This window comes from Balneatrix alpica DSM 16621, from assembly GCF_000619885.1.
Classification (GTDB): Bacteria; Pseudomonadota; Gammaproteobacteria; order Pseudomonadales; family Balneatricaceae; genus Balneatrix; species Balneatrix alpica.
This window is the reverse complement of sequence record NZ_KK211040.1, coordinates 71,398-88,630: the sequence shown is the minus strand read 5'-3', so window position 1 is coordinate 88,630 and position 17,233 is coordinate 71,398. Positions and strand designations below refer to the sequence as shown.

The following is a 17,233-nucleotide window of genomic DNA, read 5'->3' as shown; positions in this document are numbered from 1 at the left end:
TAGTCCTTTAACGCTGGTGGATAAAGGCTTTGATGGCCGGGCCAATCTGCTCACGGAAGCGACGACCATTAAAGATGCCATAGTGCCCCACGCCAGGTTGTTCCAAATGACGCTTTTTATTGGCTGGCAGGTTGGTACACAGATCCAGTGCTGCCTTGGTTTGTCCACGTCCGGTGATATCATCCAGCTCACCTTCCACGGTCATTAAAGCCGTTTGCTTGATTGCACCTAAATCCAGGGGTTGTCCCCGGTAGGTTAGGGTTCCTCGGGGCAGTTGATGCTCAAGGAATACCCGTTGGATAGTGTCGAGATAAAACTGTGCAGGTAGATCCATCACCGCCAGATACTCGTTGTAAAATTTTCGATGCGATTCAGCGCTGTCGCCATCGCCTTGAATCAAATCACCAAAAAACTTGAAGTGCTTTTGGATGTGCAAATCCGGATTCATCATCATAAAGCCGGAGAGCTGAATAAAACCGGGATACACCAGTTGCCCGGCACCCTCATACTCCTCTGGCACGGTACAGATCACATTGCGCTCAAACCACTCATAATCATGGGTAGAGGCGTAGTCATTCACTTCGGTTGGGTTAATACGGGTGTCGATCGGGCCGCCCATCAGGGTCAGGCTGGCGGGCTGGTGAGGGCTATTTTGCATTGCTAGCCAGGCGCAGGCTGCCAGTGCCGGTACGCTGGGCTGGCACACCGCCATGACATGCACATTCGGCCCGAGCAACTCAATAAAGTCGAGCAAGTAGCTGACATAATCATCGAAGCTAAAGCCCCCTTCACTGACAGGGACATCACGGGCATTGCTCCAGTCGGTGATGTAAACCTCATGGTCGGGCAGAAAATGCTCAACCGTTCCCCTCAATAGAGTGGCGTAGTGGCCGGACAGGGGGGCGACCAGCAGTAGCTTGGGGTGTTTTTCCTGACAGAAACGACGGAAATGGAGCAGATCGCAAAAAGGCTTAGCCTGGGCGATTTCTTCACGAACCAGCACCTTGCGACCATTAATCTGGGTATGGCAGATACCAAACTCAGGCTTTTCGTAGTTGTTGGTGCAACGCTCAAATAACTCAATACCCGCGAGCAGTGTGCGGCCAGAGTAGAGCATGGGCAAAGGGCTACCGGGCAGGGTGAGTTGTTTGCGTGCAGCCTGGGCCCAGAGATGCCAGGGTTGTAACACCTGCTGGCTGAGGGAGTGAAGTTGGTACAGCATGAGGGCTCCTTAGTTAACCTGGCAATTCTCAGCAATCCTGTTGCTCTTGCAGAGGCGGATACCGTTTAGGCGGCATCGGAACTCTGCCTCCTCTGTTATCCCTTAGTGGGTTGCGTTACGCGCTTACTCTTAAAGTTAAACAGGTCAAGATGGCTACTTGATGGCAGCGACTTCATTCTGCTTGTGATTGCAACAACTTGATTGCAGGTCTGACTGCCTTGCTTTGTGCGGTGCAGCAAGTAAAGAATAGGGGTCATTAATCTAATGAACAAGCATCATCGTGTTTTTTCTTGTGAGGGATGGCTACCTGAGGCTAACCGCAGTGGACGGAGATAATCCTCCTCTTGTTAGCGCGGGCGGGATAGTCGCGAGTAATCCAAGGCGACAAGTAAAAAGGGCACCTGATTTGCTCAAGGTGCCCTTGGTGATGCTGGTTGGCCTACGTTGTGTTGGTAGGAAGTCAGACCTTAGCCGTTATCGATACGCATCCGTTTGCGCGGCGCGCTGGGCTTAACGCCGGATTTGCGCTGCTGGCGCTCCCAGCTGGCCTGCTCTTTGGCGGTCTTCTGCGGCACTTTTTTCGGCTCTAGCCCGGCCATTTCATAAATGACCTTGGCATCTTTTTGCTGGATTTCTTCCCACTGACCAGTTTTCAGGCGGCTGGGCAGAAAGACGTGGCCAAAGCGTACCCGCTTCAAGCGGCTGACTTGTACCTGCTGGGATTCCCACAGACGGCGTACCTCACGGTTGCGGCCTTCCATCACCACGCAGTGATACCAGCGGTTAATACCCTGACCATCAAAGAAGCGTACATCGGTGAAGCGGGCAGGGCCGTCGTCCAGCATGACGCCTTTCTTCAGAGTTTCCAGCACCTCATCCTTTACTTCACCCATAATGCGAACCGCGTATTCCCGGTCGATCTGAGTGGAGGGGTGCATGAGTTTATTGGCCAGTTCGCCATCGGTGGTAAACAGCAATAGACCGGAGGTGTTGATATCCAAACGACCCACGGCAATCCAGCGTTGGCCTTGCAAACGGGGCAGGCGATCAAACACGGTGGGGCGGCCATCTGGGTCTTTGCGGGTGACGACTTCACCTTCAGGCTTGTTATAAAGCAGGATGCGGGCTTCGTAATGTTTCAGTGGGCCTGCCTGCAGGGGCTGGCCATCTACCAGGATACTTTCATAGCCAGTGACACGATCACCCAGATTGGCAACGCGACCGTCAATGCTGACGCGGCCTTCACTAATCCAGGTTTCCATTTCACGGCGGGAGCCGAGGCCAGCACGGGCCAGGACTTTCTGTAACTTCTCATCGCTTTGCATGGTGCAGAGTCTCCAGGTTAGCCGCCTCACGGCGGGGAAGGGGCGGCAAGTATAAGGCAAAATCTCTGTTATCCCTAGCGACAAATAGTAGGGTACACCAAGCGTTTGATGCCAAATTTGCTGAGTTTTGAGGCGGGCGGGTGCCAGCGTATTGGGTGCTGGTTAACAACGGCTTGACAATAGCTTTTACTTACATAAAGGTGAGGGTTATGAAAACTTATCTTCAGCACCTCAATAAGCGAATTACCATCACTCCATAGCAGTGGTGGGCTTTGTTACATGCTTATTTTGTCAACCCACCCTAGAGGTGGGTTTTTTGTATCTGCCTCATGGGGACTCTCATGGAGGAATAGATATGAATAAAATAGCGGTGTTTGGTAAGCCTGGTAGTGGTAAATCGACTGTTAGCAAAGCGCTTGCTGTGGCGACGGGAATAGAGCTATATCAACTTGACTCTATCGTATATCAGCCAAATGGTGAGCCAGTTGAGCGTGAGGTATTTGAGAAAATACATGGAGAAATTCTGCAGGTAGAAAATTGGATTGTTGATGGATTGGGTCCTATTTCCTTGTTCTATAAGCGTTTAGAGGCTGCAGATACCTTGGTTTATATTGATCTCCCTTATTTGGTTAGTTATTGGTTTGTGACCAAGCGTTTGCTGAAAAGCTTTTTCGTTAAGCCCGAGGGATGGCCTGAGGGCTGCTCTGTTTTGAAGGGCAGCTTGGAGAGCTACAGAATATTAAAGCTGTGTCCTAAGTTTTGGAATGCTGAGTTTCTTGCTCGTATTCAGGCGATGTCGAGTGTTAAAGAGGTGTATGTGATTAAAACCGTTGCGCAATTAAATAGTTTTGTGGCTAGTCGCCTGAGCAAGTAATAGGGTGGAAATGAATCATGCCTATGCCAATGCTGAATAACCTGCGTCGCGCCTAATTAAAATAGATTAGGGGCAGATAAGGGTGGAGGAAATATAAATGTGCAAGATTTATAAAGGCTCTTGTCTGTGTGGCGCGGTGACCTTTGCGGTTAATGGTTTCAGCGCACAAGCAGCCAACTGTTATTGCTCAATGTGCCGTAAATTTCATGGAGCGGCCTTTGGTACCTTAGTGGCAGTGCAAGGACTGCATTGGCTTTCAGGTGAGTCTTTGCTTAAAGATTTTATTGCGGCTAATGGCACAGTAAGAACGTTTTGTTCAGCCTGTGGCTCCAGTCTTGGCTTTCGTGGCAAACATGCTGGCGTGGATGAAATCGAATTGGCGATCGCCACCTTTGATGATGACATCCCTGTGACAATCGATGCCCAGATTTATACCGCCTATAAGCCGAACTGGTGTGTACTGCAGCCTGATTTATTGGCCTTTGCACAAGGGCGTGAAGGTTAGGGTAAGGGGCGCCGACTATTTGGCTTGGCACTGTTGTTTGGCGGTACTCCCCTGCAACCATGAGTCTGGTGGCTGCAGGGGAGGTCAGGTTTAACTGGCCCAGTAGGCTTTTTCCAGGCTGTCTTCGCGCTCCGGTAAACCACGGGTCAGGCGGGTACGGTGTTGGCTCAACACTTCATAGCTGACGCGATTGGCATAGCGGCCCAGTTGCGACAGGGAGGAATAAGCCAAATAGGGGCGATTGTGTTTGGGGGAGTCCGGACAGCGTCCGGCATGATAATGCTGGGCGGCCAGATCATGCAGAATGGCTGCTAAGGCAGCATCTCCCGCCCCATTGGTATTCACGATCTTGCGTGGGCCACCCATGTAGGGTGCCAGGTGGGTAAAGATTGCCACCGGCTGCTGACATTGTTGGCGGCGCATGGGGCGGCTGTATTCATAGCGATTGTAGGCATCCAGTTGGGGATGGCGCACCAGCGTTTGGCGGGTCGGGCGCAGGCTGCCTTTGTCGCAATAGCCACCCAGATAGAGCCCTTCGGCACCGGCGGTAGTGAGTACCAAATCTGCCAACTCTAAGGCGGCCTGGGTGGCAATGATCGGGTCTGATTCGCCGGTGAGGGCTTCTGCTTCCTGTTCATTCATCGCCAGTACCTGCACATGATCACGAATAAAGGCTCGCAGCATGTCGCGGTACTTGGTCACCAGTAATCCAGTGCCTAGGGTAAAGACCACCGGCACCTGGTGGCGATTGGCAATTTCTACCGCCCGGTAGGTGGCGGCAGCAATGGGGGCATCGGGGTTACTGCAGATCAAATAGGCTGAAATCAGCAGCGCTGAGCTGGTGGCAACGATGTCCTCTGGAATGGATTCCGGGCGCAGGTCGCTCATGCAACCTGGGGAGATGACAAAGGTGCGCTCGTTATCCGGAGTGATCAGGGTAATGCAGCGGCCAATCGCACCCGGTACCGGTTGTAGATGGCTTAAGTCTACCCGGCTGGAGGTGTCACAAAGATAGCGGTAGGCGTAACTATTGAGGGTGATGGTTTCAGACATGACCCCCAGCAATACCGCGTGATCATCTGCCAGCATGGCGTAGTTGTGCAGGGTGTTACCCCCTGTCCCACCGGCATACTCATAGCGGATCAGTTGCTGCGTTTGCAGGTAGGCGTAGAGCTCATCGGCCCGCTCCTGCGGTAACCACTGGGATAGCCCTTTGCCCAGGGCAAAGCGTTCCAGCAGGCTGTCATCGACATGAGCTTCAATATCCACCACCAGTTCATCAATGCCGCAGATGTGGGTCTCGCTTGGGCCCAGATGTGCGCTATCAAAGGTGGGGGTGGCTTGGGTAACAGGGAAGTAATGCTTGGATTTGCGTTGACCAGGGAAACGCATGGGAGTCTCGCTTCCAAAAACCGCTATGCTAGCGAATGCCGAGGGGGAGTGCCAGCTTTTCGCCCTTTTGGTCAAAAAAGCGGGAACAGTCTTTTCTCGTGACTGTAGCTTACCTGGGGTTTAGCCGAACTAGGGTCAAGTGATATCGTCGCTGCTGCATTGAAAGCTGACATCTTCCCCTTAATAAAAGAGATACACATGGATAAGCAGCCCTCTGAATTAGTGGTGTGTTTGCACGCGGCCTTAAGCAGCAAGAGTCAATGGCAGGCTTTAGTGTTAAAGGAGGACCTGCCCTGGCAAACCCTGGCATTGGATTTAGCGGGGCATGGGGCGGAGCCGGCGAAGTTACAGGGATACAGCCTGGATTGGGAGTTGGAGAGGTTGCGCCAACAGGTGCCAGCCGAGCGGGTACACCTAGTCGGACACTCTTTTGGTGCGGTAGTGGCATTACACTGGGCCTGCCGTTATCCAGAGCAGGTGGCGTCATTGTGGTTGTATGAGCCGGTGGCATTTTATTTACTGCAACCAGGCTCTGAAGAGTATCAGCAGCTACAGAGTTTTGGCCAACGCCTGCAGGAGCTGGCTGAAGCGCAGGATTGGCCCGCCGCTGCGGCTTGGTTTGTTGACTACTGGCAGGGTGGGCCAAGCTTTGCCTACCTACCCGAGCCCGCCAGACGACTGTTGAGCAGTCAGATGCCGCAGGTGATGGCTCAGGCGCGGGAGCTATGGCAGCCACGGTCAGCGTTACAGTTACGCATGCCGGTGCAACTGGTGAGCGGCCGTTATTCGCCGACAGTCTTGCATCGGGTAGAAGAAGCATTAGGAAACTGTTGTAGCCAGCTGAGTCAGCAACAGGTAGAAGCAGGGCACATGGGGCCATTATTACAGCCGCAGCGGGTGCTGCCGGAGTTGGAGCGCTGGTTGCAGTTACAGCTACAAGCAAGCTAAGGAGCATGCCGATGGCATCGGTAAACTCGGATGCGTTTCTGGCCCTCGATGAGGAGATGCGCCAGGATTTTGTTGATTGCTACAACGAAGCGGTTGAGGACATTGAGGGCTGCATTAATCGCATGGAGAAGGCCTACAGTGCGGCAGGAGTGGATGAGCTTTTTCGGGCCTTGCACTCCCTGAAAGGCAACTGTGCCATGGTATTTATGGAACCACTGGTGGATGTGGTGCATATCCTTGAAGAGGTGGTGGATGCGGTGCGCAAAGAGCGGGCACCCTGGCGCTCGTTGTATGGCAATTTGATCCTGGAGGGGATTGAGCGCCTGGGACAGGTGCGGGATGAGCTATTAACCGGTGATGCTGATCCGCAGCATTATTTTGAGTTGCTCGATGCGGTTCAACTTATTCAGAAGGCCGAATATGCACAGCATGATGAGCTGATTGCTGGCTGGTTGGGGCTGGAGGCGGAGGTTAGCTACCCAGCTGAAGCTGAGCCAGAGCCTGAGATTGCTCAGCCTCCACAGACGCTACAGGCAGTTGAGGTGGGGGATAAGCAGGCTGACCTGGCGTTGTTCCATGACTGGGCGGAGCGACTGGATAACCTTTCACTGTTTCGTAATGATCGCTCCAGTGAGAACTTAAAACTGGCGTACTGGCTCAATGAGGAGTTGGACTTGCCAGTGGAACCGGATCAGTTAGAAGCTGCTGTGCTGTTACACGACCTGGGGATGGCATTGATTCCTCATGCCATCTTCAATAAGCAGGCGCCTTTGAGTCGTGATGAGCAGCGTCAAATGGCAGACCATGTTGACTTTGGTGCGCAGCTTTTAGAGCGTTTTGGCCACTGGCAGGAGGCGGCCGTGATGGTGCGTCAGCACCATGAGCGTTGGGACGGCAAAGGCTACCCGATGCATTTGGCAGGGGAGGACATTCATATCGGTGCGCAGATTCTGGCTATTTGTGATGCCTATCTGGCGATGACCACTGAGCGTTCTGATCGCACCTTTAAAAAGTCGCTGTTGACCGCGGTGGCGGATATTAATCGCAATAAAGGCCTGCAGTTTGCCGATTATGTGGTCGATGCCTTTAACAATATGCTGCGTAATAAGGTGATTCGCCGAGAGGGCTAAGGCCCCATCCATAGTTACATTCATAGCCTGATTGATCTTCTTTCATAGGTAAGGGGGGCGCTATCGCGGTATAGTGCCCCTTCCTGTTTTTTGCTTGTAGGTATTGGTTTGCGTCCCATGAGTAAGGCTTGTTTGAATTCCCCGTTACAGCGTCTGCGCGAGCAGTTATCCAAGCGTATTTTGGTTTTAGACGGCGGCATGGGCACCATGATCCAGCAGTACAAGCTGGAGGAAGAAGATTTTCGTGGTGAACGTTTTGCCAACTGGCATAAGGATATCAAGGGTAATAATGACCTGCTGGTACTGACTAAGCCGGATGTGATCAGCGCCATTCATCGGGCCTATCTCGATGCTGGAGCCGATATCCTTGAGACCAATACTTTCAATGCCACCCGCATTGCCATGGCCGACTACGACATGGAGGAGTTGTCATATGAGATCAACCTGGAGGCGGCCAGGTTATGTCGGGTGTTAGCGGATGAGTACAGTGCCGCCAACCCTGAGCGACCACGTTTTGTGGCGGGGGTATTAGGACCAACCAACCGCACTGCTTCTATCTCGCCGGATGTGAATGATCCGGGCTATCGCAATGTGACCTTTGATCAGCTGGTGGCAGCTTACACCGAGTCCACCGATGCCCTGGTTAAAGGGGGCGCCGATATCCTCCTGATTGAAACCGTGTTTGATACCCTCAATGCCAAGGCGGCTATTTTTGCCATTCGTCAGTATTTTCAGCACGAAGGCATTGAGCTGCCGATTATGATTTCAGGCACCATCACCGATGCTTCGGGCCGTACCCTGTCGGGGCAGACGACGGAAGCGTTCTACAACTCGGTGATGCATGCTGAGCCCATCTCAATCGGTTTGAACTGTGCCCTGGGCCCCAAGGATTTGCGTCAATACGTGGAGGAATTGTCCCGGGTTAGCGCTACCTATGTCTCTGCCCACCCTAATGCGGGTCTGCCGAACGAGTTTGGCGAGTACGATGAAACTCCAGAGGAAATGCTGGCGGAAGTCGGCCAGTGGGTGGATGCCGGCTTCGTCAATATTCTCGGTGGCTGTTGCGGCACCACGCCGGAACATATCCGTGCCTTTGCCGACTATGTACAAGACAAGGCTCCGCGGCCATTGCCGGAGTTGCAGGTAGCCTGTCGCCTGGCGGGGTTAGAGCCCTGCACCATCGGCGAGGACTCCCTGTTTGTTAACGTCGGTGAGCGTACCAACGTCACCGGTTCGGCGATGTTCAAGCGCCTGATTAAAGAAGGGTTGTATGACGAGGCACTGGTGGTGGCCCGTCAGCAGGTGGAAAACGGCGCCCAGATCATCGATATCAACATGGATGAAGGCATGTTGGATGCCGAGGCGGCGATGGTGCGCTTCCTCAATTTGATCGCCGGTGAGCCGGATATTGCCCGGGTGCCGATCATGCTCGACTCCTCCAAGTGGGAGGTGATCGAGGCGGGTTTGAAGTGTATCCAGGGCAAAGGGGTGGTGAACTCCATCTCCCTCAAAGAGGGGGAGGAGAAGTTTATCGAGCAGGCCCGCCTGGTGCGTCTCTATGGCGCAGCGGTGATCGTCATGGCCTTCGATGAAGTGGGGCAGGCGGATACCGAAGCCCGCAAGGTGGAGATTTGCAGCCGTTCCTACCGCATCCTGACCGAGCTGGGCTTCCCTCCGGAAGACATTATTTTCGACCCCAATATCTTTGCCATTGCCACCGGCATTGAAGAGCACAATAACTACGCGGTGGATTTTATTAATGCCACCAAAACCATTAAGGAAACCCTGCCCTACGCCAAAATTTCCGGTGGGGTGTCCAACGTGTCCTTCTCCTTCCGTGGTAATAACCCGGTGCGAGAAGCTATCCACTCTGTCTTCCTCTATTACGCCATTCGCAATGGTATGACCATGGGCATTGTTAATGCCGGTCAGTTGGCCATTTATGAGGATATTCCCACCGAGTTACGGGATGCGGTGGAGGATGCGGTGCTTAATCGCCATCCGGATGCCACTGAACGCCTGCTGGAGATCGCCCCCAAATACAACAGCAGTGGTGAGGCGGCAGAGTCAAAACAGGATTTGCAATGGCGCAGCCTGGATGTGCGTCAGCGACTGTCCCATGCCTTAGTGAAAGGTATCGCTGACTTTATCGACGAGGACGTTGAGGAGTGCCGCCAGCTCTATGCCCGTCCGCTGGAGGTGATTGAAGGCCCGCTGATGGATGGTATGGGCATTGTGGGGGATCTCTTTGGCGCCGGTAAGATGTTCTTGCCCCAGGTGGTGAAATCCGCCCGGGTGATGAAGAAGGCGGTAGCCTATCTGATGCCCTTTATTGAGGAGGAGAAGCGTCTCAATCAGACCAGCACCGGCAGCTCTTCCAATGGCAAGATTCTGATGGCGACGGTTAAAGGGGATGTGCACGACATCGGCAAAAACATTGTCGGAGTGGTGCTGCAGTGTAATAACTACGAAATTATCGACCTGGGTGTGATGGTGCCGGCGGAGACCATTCTGCGTACCGCGCGGGAGCAAAAGGTCGATATCATCGGCCTGTCTGGGCTGATCACCCCCTCCCTGGACGAGATGGTGCATGTTGCCAAAGAGATGCAGCGTCAGGGCTTTAGCATTCCTTTGCTGATCGGTGGCGCCACCACCTCGAAGATCCATACCGCGGTGAAAATCGAGCCCAACTACCAGAACAATCAGGTGGTCTATGTGGCTAACGCTTCCCGCAGTGTGGGAGTGGCCAGTCAGCTGCTGAGCCAGAGCCAACGCGACGGCTTTGTTAAGGAAATCAAGCAGGAGTATGAGGACTTGCGTGAGCGCCACCGTGCCAAGCGCGGCGATGCCCGCCGGGTAACGTTGGAAAAGGCACGTGACAATGCCCAACCGTTTGACTGGAGCCAATACCAGCCGCCTCGCCCACGCCAGTTAGGGGTGCAGGTGATTGAGGACATGGATTTGGCTGTGCTGAAAGACTACATCGACTGGACGCCGTTTTTTGCCTCCTGGGAGCTGGCGGGGCGTTTCCCACGTATTCTGGATGACGAGATCGTCGGGGAAGAGGCGCGCCGTCTCTATGCCGATGCACAAGCCATGCTGGAGCAAATTATCAGTGAGAAGTGGCTGCGTGCCCGGGCAGTATTTGGCCTGTTCCCCGCCAACCGGCGCGGTGATGACGTGGTGATCTGGCGTGATGAAAACCGCAGTGAGGAGCTGATGGTGGTGCATCATCTGCGTCAGCAGACCGAGAAAATAGCGGGCAAGTATAACCACTGCCTGTCTGACTTCGTCGCTCCCGAGCAAGGGCCCCTCGACTATATTGGTGGCTTTGCGGTAACCGCCGGAGAAGGGATTGATGCCTGGGTGGCCAAGTTTGAGGCGGACCATGACGACTATCGCTCCATCATGGTCAAGGCGCTGGCAGATCGTTTAGCCGAAGCCTTTGCCGAATATCTGCATGAACGGGTGCGTAAACAGGATTGGGGCTACGCCGCTGCAGAGTCGCTGGATAATGAAGCCTTGATCAGCGAAGCCTACCAGGGCATTCGCCCGGCACCGGGGTATCCGGCCTGCCCGGATCACACCGAGAAAACCTTACTGTGGCAATTGCTCGATGCGCAGGCTAAAACTGGTATCTATCTGACTGAGTCGATGGCGATGGTGCCGACTGCGGCGGTATCCGGCTGGTATTTTAGCCATCCGCAGTGCAGCTACTTTGGCGTGGGTAAAATCAGTGAGGATCAGGTGGAGGATTACGCCAAGCGTAAAGGCATGAGTAAGGCAGAAGTAGAGCGTTGGCTGTCACCCAACCTGGGCTATGAGCCTGAAGATTAAATGAGAGAGATTAAAAAACCCCGCCGAGCGGGGTTTTTTAATGGCATTGAGATGAGCTAAATGTGATTAGCTAAACAGCAGCCACTGATAGCCCGCAAAGCAGGTGAGTAATAGCCCACCCTCCAGACGGTTGATACGACCCTGACGCTTCCAGCCAAAGGCAAAGATAAACAGCAGCACACTTAAGCCCAGCATCACCAGGTAATCACGTTCCAGCACCTCTGGTCCCAGTGCAACAGGAGCCAGAATGCCGGGAATTCCCATCACCCCCAGCAGGTTGAACAGGTTGGAGCCAATTACGTTACCAATGGCGATATCCGCTTCACCTTTACGGGCGGCGACAATGCTGGCGGCCAGTTCAGGCAGGCTGGTGCCGATGGCCACAATCGTCAAGCCAATCACCAGCTCGCTGATGCCAAAGCTCTGCGCCAACTCGACCGCCGCCCATACCAGGGCACGGGAACTGGCCAACAGCAGTAACAGGCCAATCAGCGTCCACATCAGCGCCTTGCCAAGGGTCATGGACTGGTCATTCAGCTGCTCTTCAAATTCGGTTTCGAGCAGGTCGCCACCACCTTGTTGGGACTGCTTATAGGTAAACCAGATTACCCCCACCAGACTGGCTAACAGGATCACGCCATCCATTACTCCCAGATGACCATCCAGCAGTAACAAGGCTGCCGCAAAGGTAATGGCCAGCAGCATCGGCAACTCTCGGCGGATAATGCCGGAGGCCACAGAAATAGGCATCAAAATGGCGGTGACGCCCAAAATTAAACTGATATTGGTAATGTTAGAGCCCAGAGCATTCCCCACCGCCAGTAAGGAGTTGCCATCCAGTGCGGCCATGGTGGAAACCATTAACTCCGGGGCGGAGGTGCCAAACCCCACCACAAACATACCGATAACCAGGGTGGATACGCCGAGCTGACGCGCACTGGCGGAGGCGCCAAGAATGAATTTATCTGCACTCCAGACCAGGACGATCAGTCCGGTAATCAAGACGCCTAAATGTAACAGCATAGCTACTCTTCTTTGGCTGAACGGATGGCTAGGCCCATGAGGGGGGCCGGTGAAGGGGCAAATTGGGCAGTTAGACCCTTGCCAATATGGCAGGGCATTGTAAGAGAGGAGGGGGGAATGGCAAGGGAAAATCCCTTGCCATTTGTATCAGCAGGCGAGCTTAGTACAGTGCTTGATAGAGCTTGCGGCGGTAGGTGGCAACCAGGGGATGGCTATTGCCCAGCATATCGAATAGCTGGATCAGGGTTTTGCGCGCACCATCATCCTGAAATTGGCGATCCTGTTTCATCAGGGTAAGCAGTTGCTGCATGGCGCCTTCGTACTGGCCGGCCAGTACCAGGCGGGTGGCCAGCCAGAAACGGGCCTGGCTGTTGCTGTCATCCTGGGCCAGTTGCTGTTCCAGGACGGCCAGTTCGGGCGCATCCCCCACCAGGCGACTAAAGGCCAGGCGGGCTTTGACCTCTTTAGCGCTGGCTAGATTTTGCTGATCGACGGGCAGGCGTTGCAGAATTTGTTCAGCGGTTTCCGCTTCACCATTTTGGGCACAGGCGTTAGCGAGCAGGATAAACAGCTCCCAGTTTTCCGGCTCCTGTTGCAAGGCCTCATTCAGAATGGTTTTGGCATCCTCAAAGGCGCCGTTGGCGATAGCGCTCTGGGCGACTTCCGCTATGCTCACTTCCGGCTCGGGGGCGGGGGGCAGGTGCTTCTCTAACAGGGCCCGTACCTGGGATTCGGGCAGCGCACCGTTGAAGCCGTCAACGGGCTGGCCGTCCTTAAATAAGTAGACGGTTGGCAGGCTGCGGATGCCAAACTGCATCACCAGGGGGCTCAAGCCCTGATCTTCGGTATCGACCTTGGCCAGAATAAAGCGGCCTTGGTATTCCTCGGCCAGCTTGGTCAGTACCGGTAGCAGGGCTTTGCAGGGGGCACACCAGTCGGCCCAAAAGTCGAAGAGTACTGGGACCTGGAAAGACTGCTCAATCAGATCACGAATATTGTCGAGGCTGACTTCAACAATGTAAGGCTTGGCTTGGTCGTTCATGGTAAATCCTTACTGAGACTCGCCATTAAATGGGGCTGTATTGCCTGCTTTCAATGAGGGTTAGAATTCGATTCCTGCTTGCGCCTGAATACCGGCCCGAAAAGCATGCTTGATATCGGCGATCTCACTGACGGTATCAGCCAGTTCGATGAGCCCAGGCTGGGCTGCGCGGCCGGTAATCACCACATTCTGTTGGCTTGGGCGTTGGCGCAGTGCGGTGGCGACTCGTTCAAAGGGTAAATAGCCAAACTTGAACATGTAGGTTAGCTCGTCCATCACCACCAGATCGTAGTGGGGGTCCTGCAGCATGCGTTCCCCCTGTTGCCATAGGCGCTCAGCGGCGGCGATATCCAGCTCGCGGTTCTGGGTTTCCCAGGTGAAGCCGGTGCCCATAATGTGAAACTCGACATCCGGGTGCTGGGCAAAGAACTGACGCTCGCCGCATTGCCAATCTTCGCTCTTGATAAACTGTAATACCCCTACCTTCTGGCCATGGCCCAGGGCGCGTCCGACCATGCCAAACGCCGAGCTGCTTTTGCCCTTACCATTGCCGGTCAGCAGTACCAGGATGCCGCGCTGCTCCTGTGCTTTGGCAACTTGCTGGTCAACGTGGGCTTTCATCCGTGCCATGCGTTTTTGATGGCGTTCATTCTTGTCTGAGCCTGAATTTTCCATATACAACTCCAGTTAGCAGGCGGCGGCCTTGGGCTTATGACAGTCTCGTTACGCTTTGCGGCTTTGTTAGACTAAAATGGCATTGCTTAGTGCCGATTTATGTAAATGGCCAATCTATGCTGATGAGAGCCAAGCTGCCCCGCGCAGTGATCGGGATCAAACATAATAACGTCGAGATGTATCCATGACACTCAAGAAAAAACTACTGATCTTTGTTGCCTTAGTCATCTTTGTGGTGACGGGGCTACTGACCGGTTCTGCCTATTGGCAGTTCAAAGGGGAGATGGAAACCAGTGTGACCCACCAGGTGGCACAAACCAGCCTGCAGGCCAGTCAACGTATTGGCGAATGGTTGCAGAGCAAAAAGCATATTGTCGCCGGGATGGCGAAAGCAGCGCCTGAACCGAGCAACATTTTGCCGGTAATTCAGCAGGGGCAAATCAGTGGTGGTTTTGATATCACCTATCTGGCCTTCTCGGATGGTAGCGTGACCTTCTCGGATCCGAACAATGCCCCGCCTGCAGGTTATGATCCGCGTCAGCGTCCCTGGTATAAGCTGGCGATGGATAAGGGCCAGTTGGCGGTGACGGATCCCTATGTGGATGCCACCAGTGGTGATTTGGTGATTACCATTGTGCAGCCGGCCAAAGACCCGCACTCCAATCGCGATGCGGTCTATGCCGGTGATGTCTTTACCCGGGTGGTGGCTGAGACAGTGTTGTCTATCTCCTTGGGTGAGCAAGGGGCGGCGGCTTTGGTCAACGCCCAGGGCGCAGTGATGGCTTATAAGAATAAGGACTTTATTCTGAAGCCGGTTGATAGCCTGTTGCAGGGCCTGAGTGCTGGCCAATTGCCTACCCTGAGCAAAGCGGAACGTCTGCAGTCAGTGAGTTTGGCGGGTGAGCATAAATTGGCCAAGGTCACTCAGGTGCCAAACAGTGATTGGTACCTGGTGGTGTTTGTCGATCCGGAAGAGGTGTTTGCGCCGCTGGCGCGCTTGCTGCAGTCTGCCCTGTTGATCAGTGTGGTGGTCTTTGTGGTGTTTATTTTGTTAGCCAGTGCAGGCCTAGGCTCGTTATTGCGCCCGCTGAATGCGGTGGCGGAAGCTCTGCATGATATCGCTAAGGGTGAGGGTGACCTGACCAAGCGCTTGAGTGTGGGGAGCCGTGATGAGCTGGGGCGTATCGCCCAGAACTTCAATACCTTTATGGATCACATTCAGCCGATCATGCAGCGTATTTCCCAGTCGATTGGCGAACTGCGTAGTGAGGCCCGTAGTGGTAATGCCAATGCTGATCGCATGACCCGTGAAGTGCAGGAGCAGCAAGGGGAAATTACCCAGGTGGCCACGGCCATGCATGAGATGGCGATGGCAGCCAATGAGGTAGCCCAGCATGCAGAAGAAACCGCCCATGCCGCCCGTCTGTCTGCCCAGGCGGGGGAACAGGGGATGAGTGTGGTGCAGCGTAACCGCGACTCCATCGTTTCTCTGGCTAAAGAGATTGATAGCTCGACCACCATCATCAACGAATTGGATCGTCATGCGCAGGATATCAGCAGCATCCTGGCGACCATCCAGGGCATTGCAGAGCAGACTAACCTGTTGGCGTTGAACGCGGCGATTGAGGCGGCCCGGGCTGGCGAGCAGGGTCGTGGTTTTGCCGTGGTGGCAGATGAGGTGCGGGTGTTGTCCCAGCGTACTCATAGCTCCACTGAAGAAATCCAGCACATGATTGAGCAGCTGCAGTCCACCACCCGTCGAGCGGTGCAGCATATGGAGCGCAGTGGTCAGTTGGCCAGCGGTAATGTGCAGGATGCGGAGCTGGTGAACTCCAGCCTGCAGGAGATCACCGACTCTATCCGCCAAATCAGTGATCGTGCCGTACAAATTGCCAGTGCGGCAGAGGAACAGAAAGCGGTAAGTGATGATATCAGTCGCAACACCACGGCGATCAAAGAGGTGGCGGATCAGTTGGCCGATGTTGCCCAGGCCGGGCATGCCGGGGCGCAAAAGCTGTCACAGGTAGCGGAGGCACTGCAGAAAGAAGTATCCAACTTCAAGCTCTAAATCTCTCTGCGTTCTGTTTAGATAACGCCCCGCTAGTCGGGGCGTTGTTTTTGGGCGTGTTTAGGCTGTCATCACCAGACCAGGGGGCGGCTAAAGTGTACTTTGTGCTTTGCACAAGATGGCGTTAAGCTCCGCTGAAACAGCCCGATGGAGAATGCAGATGACGATTGATTGGTTACCGGATCTCTGTGACCAGTATCCCGACCAGGTGCGGGTACTGGAGCCGATGTTCACCAGTTTTGGCGGCCGCGATAATTTCTGTGGCGAGATCGTTACGGTGAAGTGCTTTGAAGATAACTCCCTGGTGAAAGAGCAGGTGGCACTGCCTGGCAAGGGCAAGGTGTTGGTGGTCGATGGTGGTGGCTCATTACGCCGGGCTTTATTGGGGGATATGCTGGCGGAACAGGCGGTGGCCAATGGTTGGGAAGGACTGCTGATTTACGGTTGCATCCGTGATGTGGTGGCGATTGGGCAGCTCGACTTGGGGGTTCAGGCACTGGATACCCATCCGCTGAAAACCGACAAGCGGGGTATCGGTGACCTTAATGTGCCTCTGCGCTTTGCCGGGGTGGATTTTCGCCCAGGTGAGTATCTCTATGCTGATCTGAACGGCGTATTGGTGTCGGCACAGCCATTACAACTGCCCCAGTAATTGGCAAGGGGGTTGGCAAAGCGGATAAGGGCTGCCTTTATCCGCTTTTTTATGGGTGCTTAAAACGGGATAGGATGCCCGGCTTGTACTTGGCGGCGTTACTGGGTAGGCTGCCGCCGACATTTATGAGGAGTTTGAAGATGCCACAACTTCGTCTACATGGAATTGAATTAGATAAAGCGCTGGCGGGCAGTACCGAGCTGGTGGATCAACTGACCGCGGAAGTACAGTGCCCCCGTGACTACTTCACGATGGAGGTGGTGCAGGGCACCTTTATTCAGGATGGTCAGGTGAGTGCCGGGTATCCCTTTGTGGAAGTGCTGTGGTTTGACCGTGGCCAGCAGGTGCAGGACATCACCGCGAAGGTGTTAACCAAGTGGGTGCAGGGCATGGGCTACCCGAATGTGGACGTATTCTTTATTGCGCTACAAAAGCCGGCTTACTACGAGAATGGCGAGCACTTTGGCTAAGCACCGCTAAGCAAAAAGGGCGACGGATGAATGATCCCTCGCCCTTTTTTTATGGCGCTGTTTGTGGCGG

At 54.3% G+C, this 17,233-nt stretch carries 14 protein-coding genes; 8 read left to right on the top strand and 6 right to left on the bottom strand.

Annotated elements, in window-relative coordinates; translation table 11 throughout:
- Positions 1–7: 7 nt before the first annotated feature.
- On the bottom strand, positions 8–1,222 hold the full coding sequence (locus Q334_RS0113170) for a polyhydroxyalkanoate depolymerase (RefSeq protein WP_027313616.1): 1,215 nt from the start codon (positions 1,220–1,222) through the stop codon (positions 8–10).
- Positions 1,223–1,689: 467 nt separating this feature from the next.
- Entirely contained in the window at positions 1,690–2,547 is an 858-nt protein-coding gene (gene rluB / locus Q334_RS0113165; RefSeq protein WP_027313615.1) for a 23S rRNA pseudouridine(2605) synthase RluB, read from the bottom strand.
- A gap of 355 nt (positions 2,548–2,902) precedes the next feature.
- On the opposite strand from rluB, the gene Q334_RS0113160 reads away from it, so the two are divergent.
- Both Q334_RS0113160 and Q334_RS0113155 read left to right on the top strand, forming a co-directional pair.
- On the top strand, positions 2,903–3,421 hold the full coding sequence (locus Q334_RS0113160) for a P-loop NTPase family protein (RefSeq protein ID WP_027313614.1): 519 nt from the start codon (positions 2,903–2,905) through the stop codon (positions 3,419–3,421).
- Positions 3,422–3,518: 97 nt separating this feature from the next.
- Positions 3,519–3,926: a GFA family protein gene (locus Q334_RS0113155; protein ID WP_027313613.1), complete on the top strand. Its 408-nt coding sequence runs from the start codon at positions 3,519–3,521 to the stop codon at positions 3,924–3,926.
- A gap of 90 nt (positions 3,927–4,016) precedes the next feature.
- Here Q334_RS0113155 and Q334_RS0113150 read toward each other — a convergent pair whose 3' ends face one another.
- The gene (locus tag Q334_RS0113150; protein ID WP_027313612.1) at positions 4,017–5,318 is read right to left on the bottom strand and encodes an inosine/guanosine kinase; all 1,302 of its coding nucleotides are present in this window, start codon (positions 5,316–5,318) and stop codon (positions 4,017–4,019) included.
- Between the two features lie 198 nt (positions 5,319–5,516).
- Between Q334_RS0113150 and Q334_RS20110 the strand changes: the two genes are divergently transcribed.
- The 3 genes from Q334_RS20110 (at position 5,517) to metH (ending at position 11,233) form a co-directional block, all read left to right on the top strand.
- Positions 5,517–6,266 (top strand): alpha/beta fold hydrolase, encoded by a 750-nt coding sequence (locus Q334_RS20110; RefSeq protein ID WP_027313611.1) that lies wholly within the window; start codon positions 5,517–5,519, stop codon positions 6,264–6,266.
- Between the two features lie 11 nt (positions 6,267–6,277).
- On the top strand, positions 6,278–7,396 hold the full coding sequence (locus Q334_RS20105) for an HD domain-containing phosphohydrolase (RefSeq protein ID WP_051527794.1): 1,119 nt from the start codon (positions 6,278–6,280) through the stop codon (positions 7,394–7,396).
- Positions 7,397–7,513: 117 nt separating this feature from the next.
- Complete coding sequence (gene metH, locus Q334_RS0113135; RefSeq protein ID WP_027313610.1) at positions 7,514–11,233, top strand: methionine synthase; 3,720 nt, start codon at positions 7,514–7,516, stop codon at positions 11,231–11,233.
- A 66-nt stretch (positions 11,234–11,299) separates the two neighbouring features.
- Here metH and Q334_RS0113130 read toward each other — a convergent pair whose 3' ends face one another.
- From Q334_RS0113130 to cobO, 3 genes are all read right to left on the bottom strand, one after another.
- A complete protein-coding gene (locus Q334_RS0113130) occupies positions 11,300–12,256 on the bottom strand; it encodes a calcium/sodium antiporter (RefSeq protein ID WP_027313609.1) in 957 nt (318 codons plus the stop codon).
- 160 nt (positions 12,257–12,416) lie between these two features.
- Complete coding sequence (locus tag Q334_RS0113125; RefSeq protein ID WP_027313608.1) at positions 12,417–13,298, bottom strand: thioredoxin family protein; 882 nt, start codon at positions 13,296–13,298, stop codon at positions 12,417–12,419.
- A gap of 60 nt (positions 13,299–13,358) precedes the next feature.
- Entirely contained in the window at positions 13,359–13,973 is a 615-nt protein-coding gene (gene cobO, locus Q334_RS0113120) for a cob(I)yrinic acid a,c-diamide adenosyltransferase (RefSeq protein ID WP_027313607.1), read from the bottom strand.
- A 184-nt stretch (positions 13,974–14,157) separates the two neighbouring features.
- Here cobO and Q334_RS0113115 point away from each other — a divergent pair, with 184 nt between their 5' ends.
- From Q334_RS0113115 to Q334_RS0113105, 3 genes are all read left to right on the top strand, one after another.
- Positions 14,158–16,041 (top strand): methyl-accepting chemotaxis protein, encoded by a 1,884-nt coding sequence (locus Q334_RS0113115; protein WP_027313606.1) that lies wholly within the window; start codon positions 14,158–14,160, stop codon positions 16,039–16,041.
- A 160-nt stretch (positions 16,042–16,201) separates the two neighbouring features.
- Complete coding sequence (rraA, locus tag Q334_RS0113110; protein ID WP_027313605.1) at positions 16,202–16,693, top strand: ribonuclease E activity regulator RraA; 492 nt, start codon at positions 16,202–16,204, stop codon at positions 16,691–16,693.
- A gap of 140 nt (positions 16,694–16,833) precedes the next feature.
- A complete protein-coding gene (locus Q334_RS0113105) occupies positions 16,834–17,163 on the top strand; it encodes a DUF1904 domain-containing protein (RefSeq protein WP_027313604.1) in 330 nt (109 codons plus the stop codon).
- Positions 17,164–17,233 lie beyond the last annotated feature (70 nt).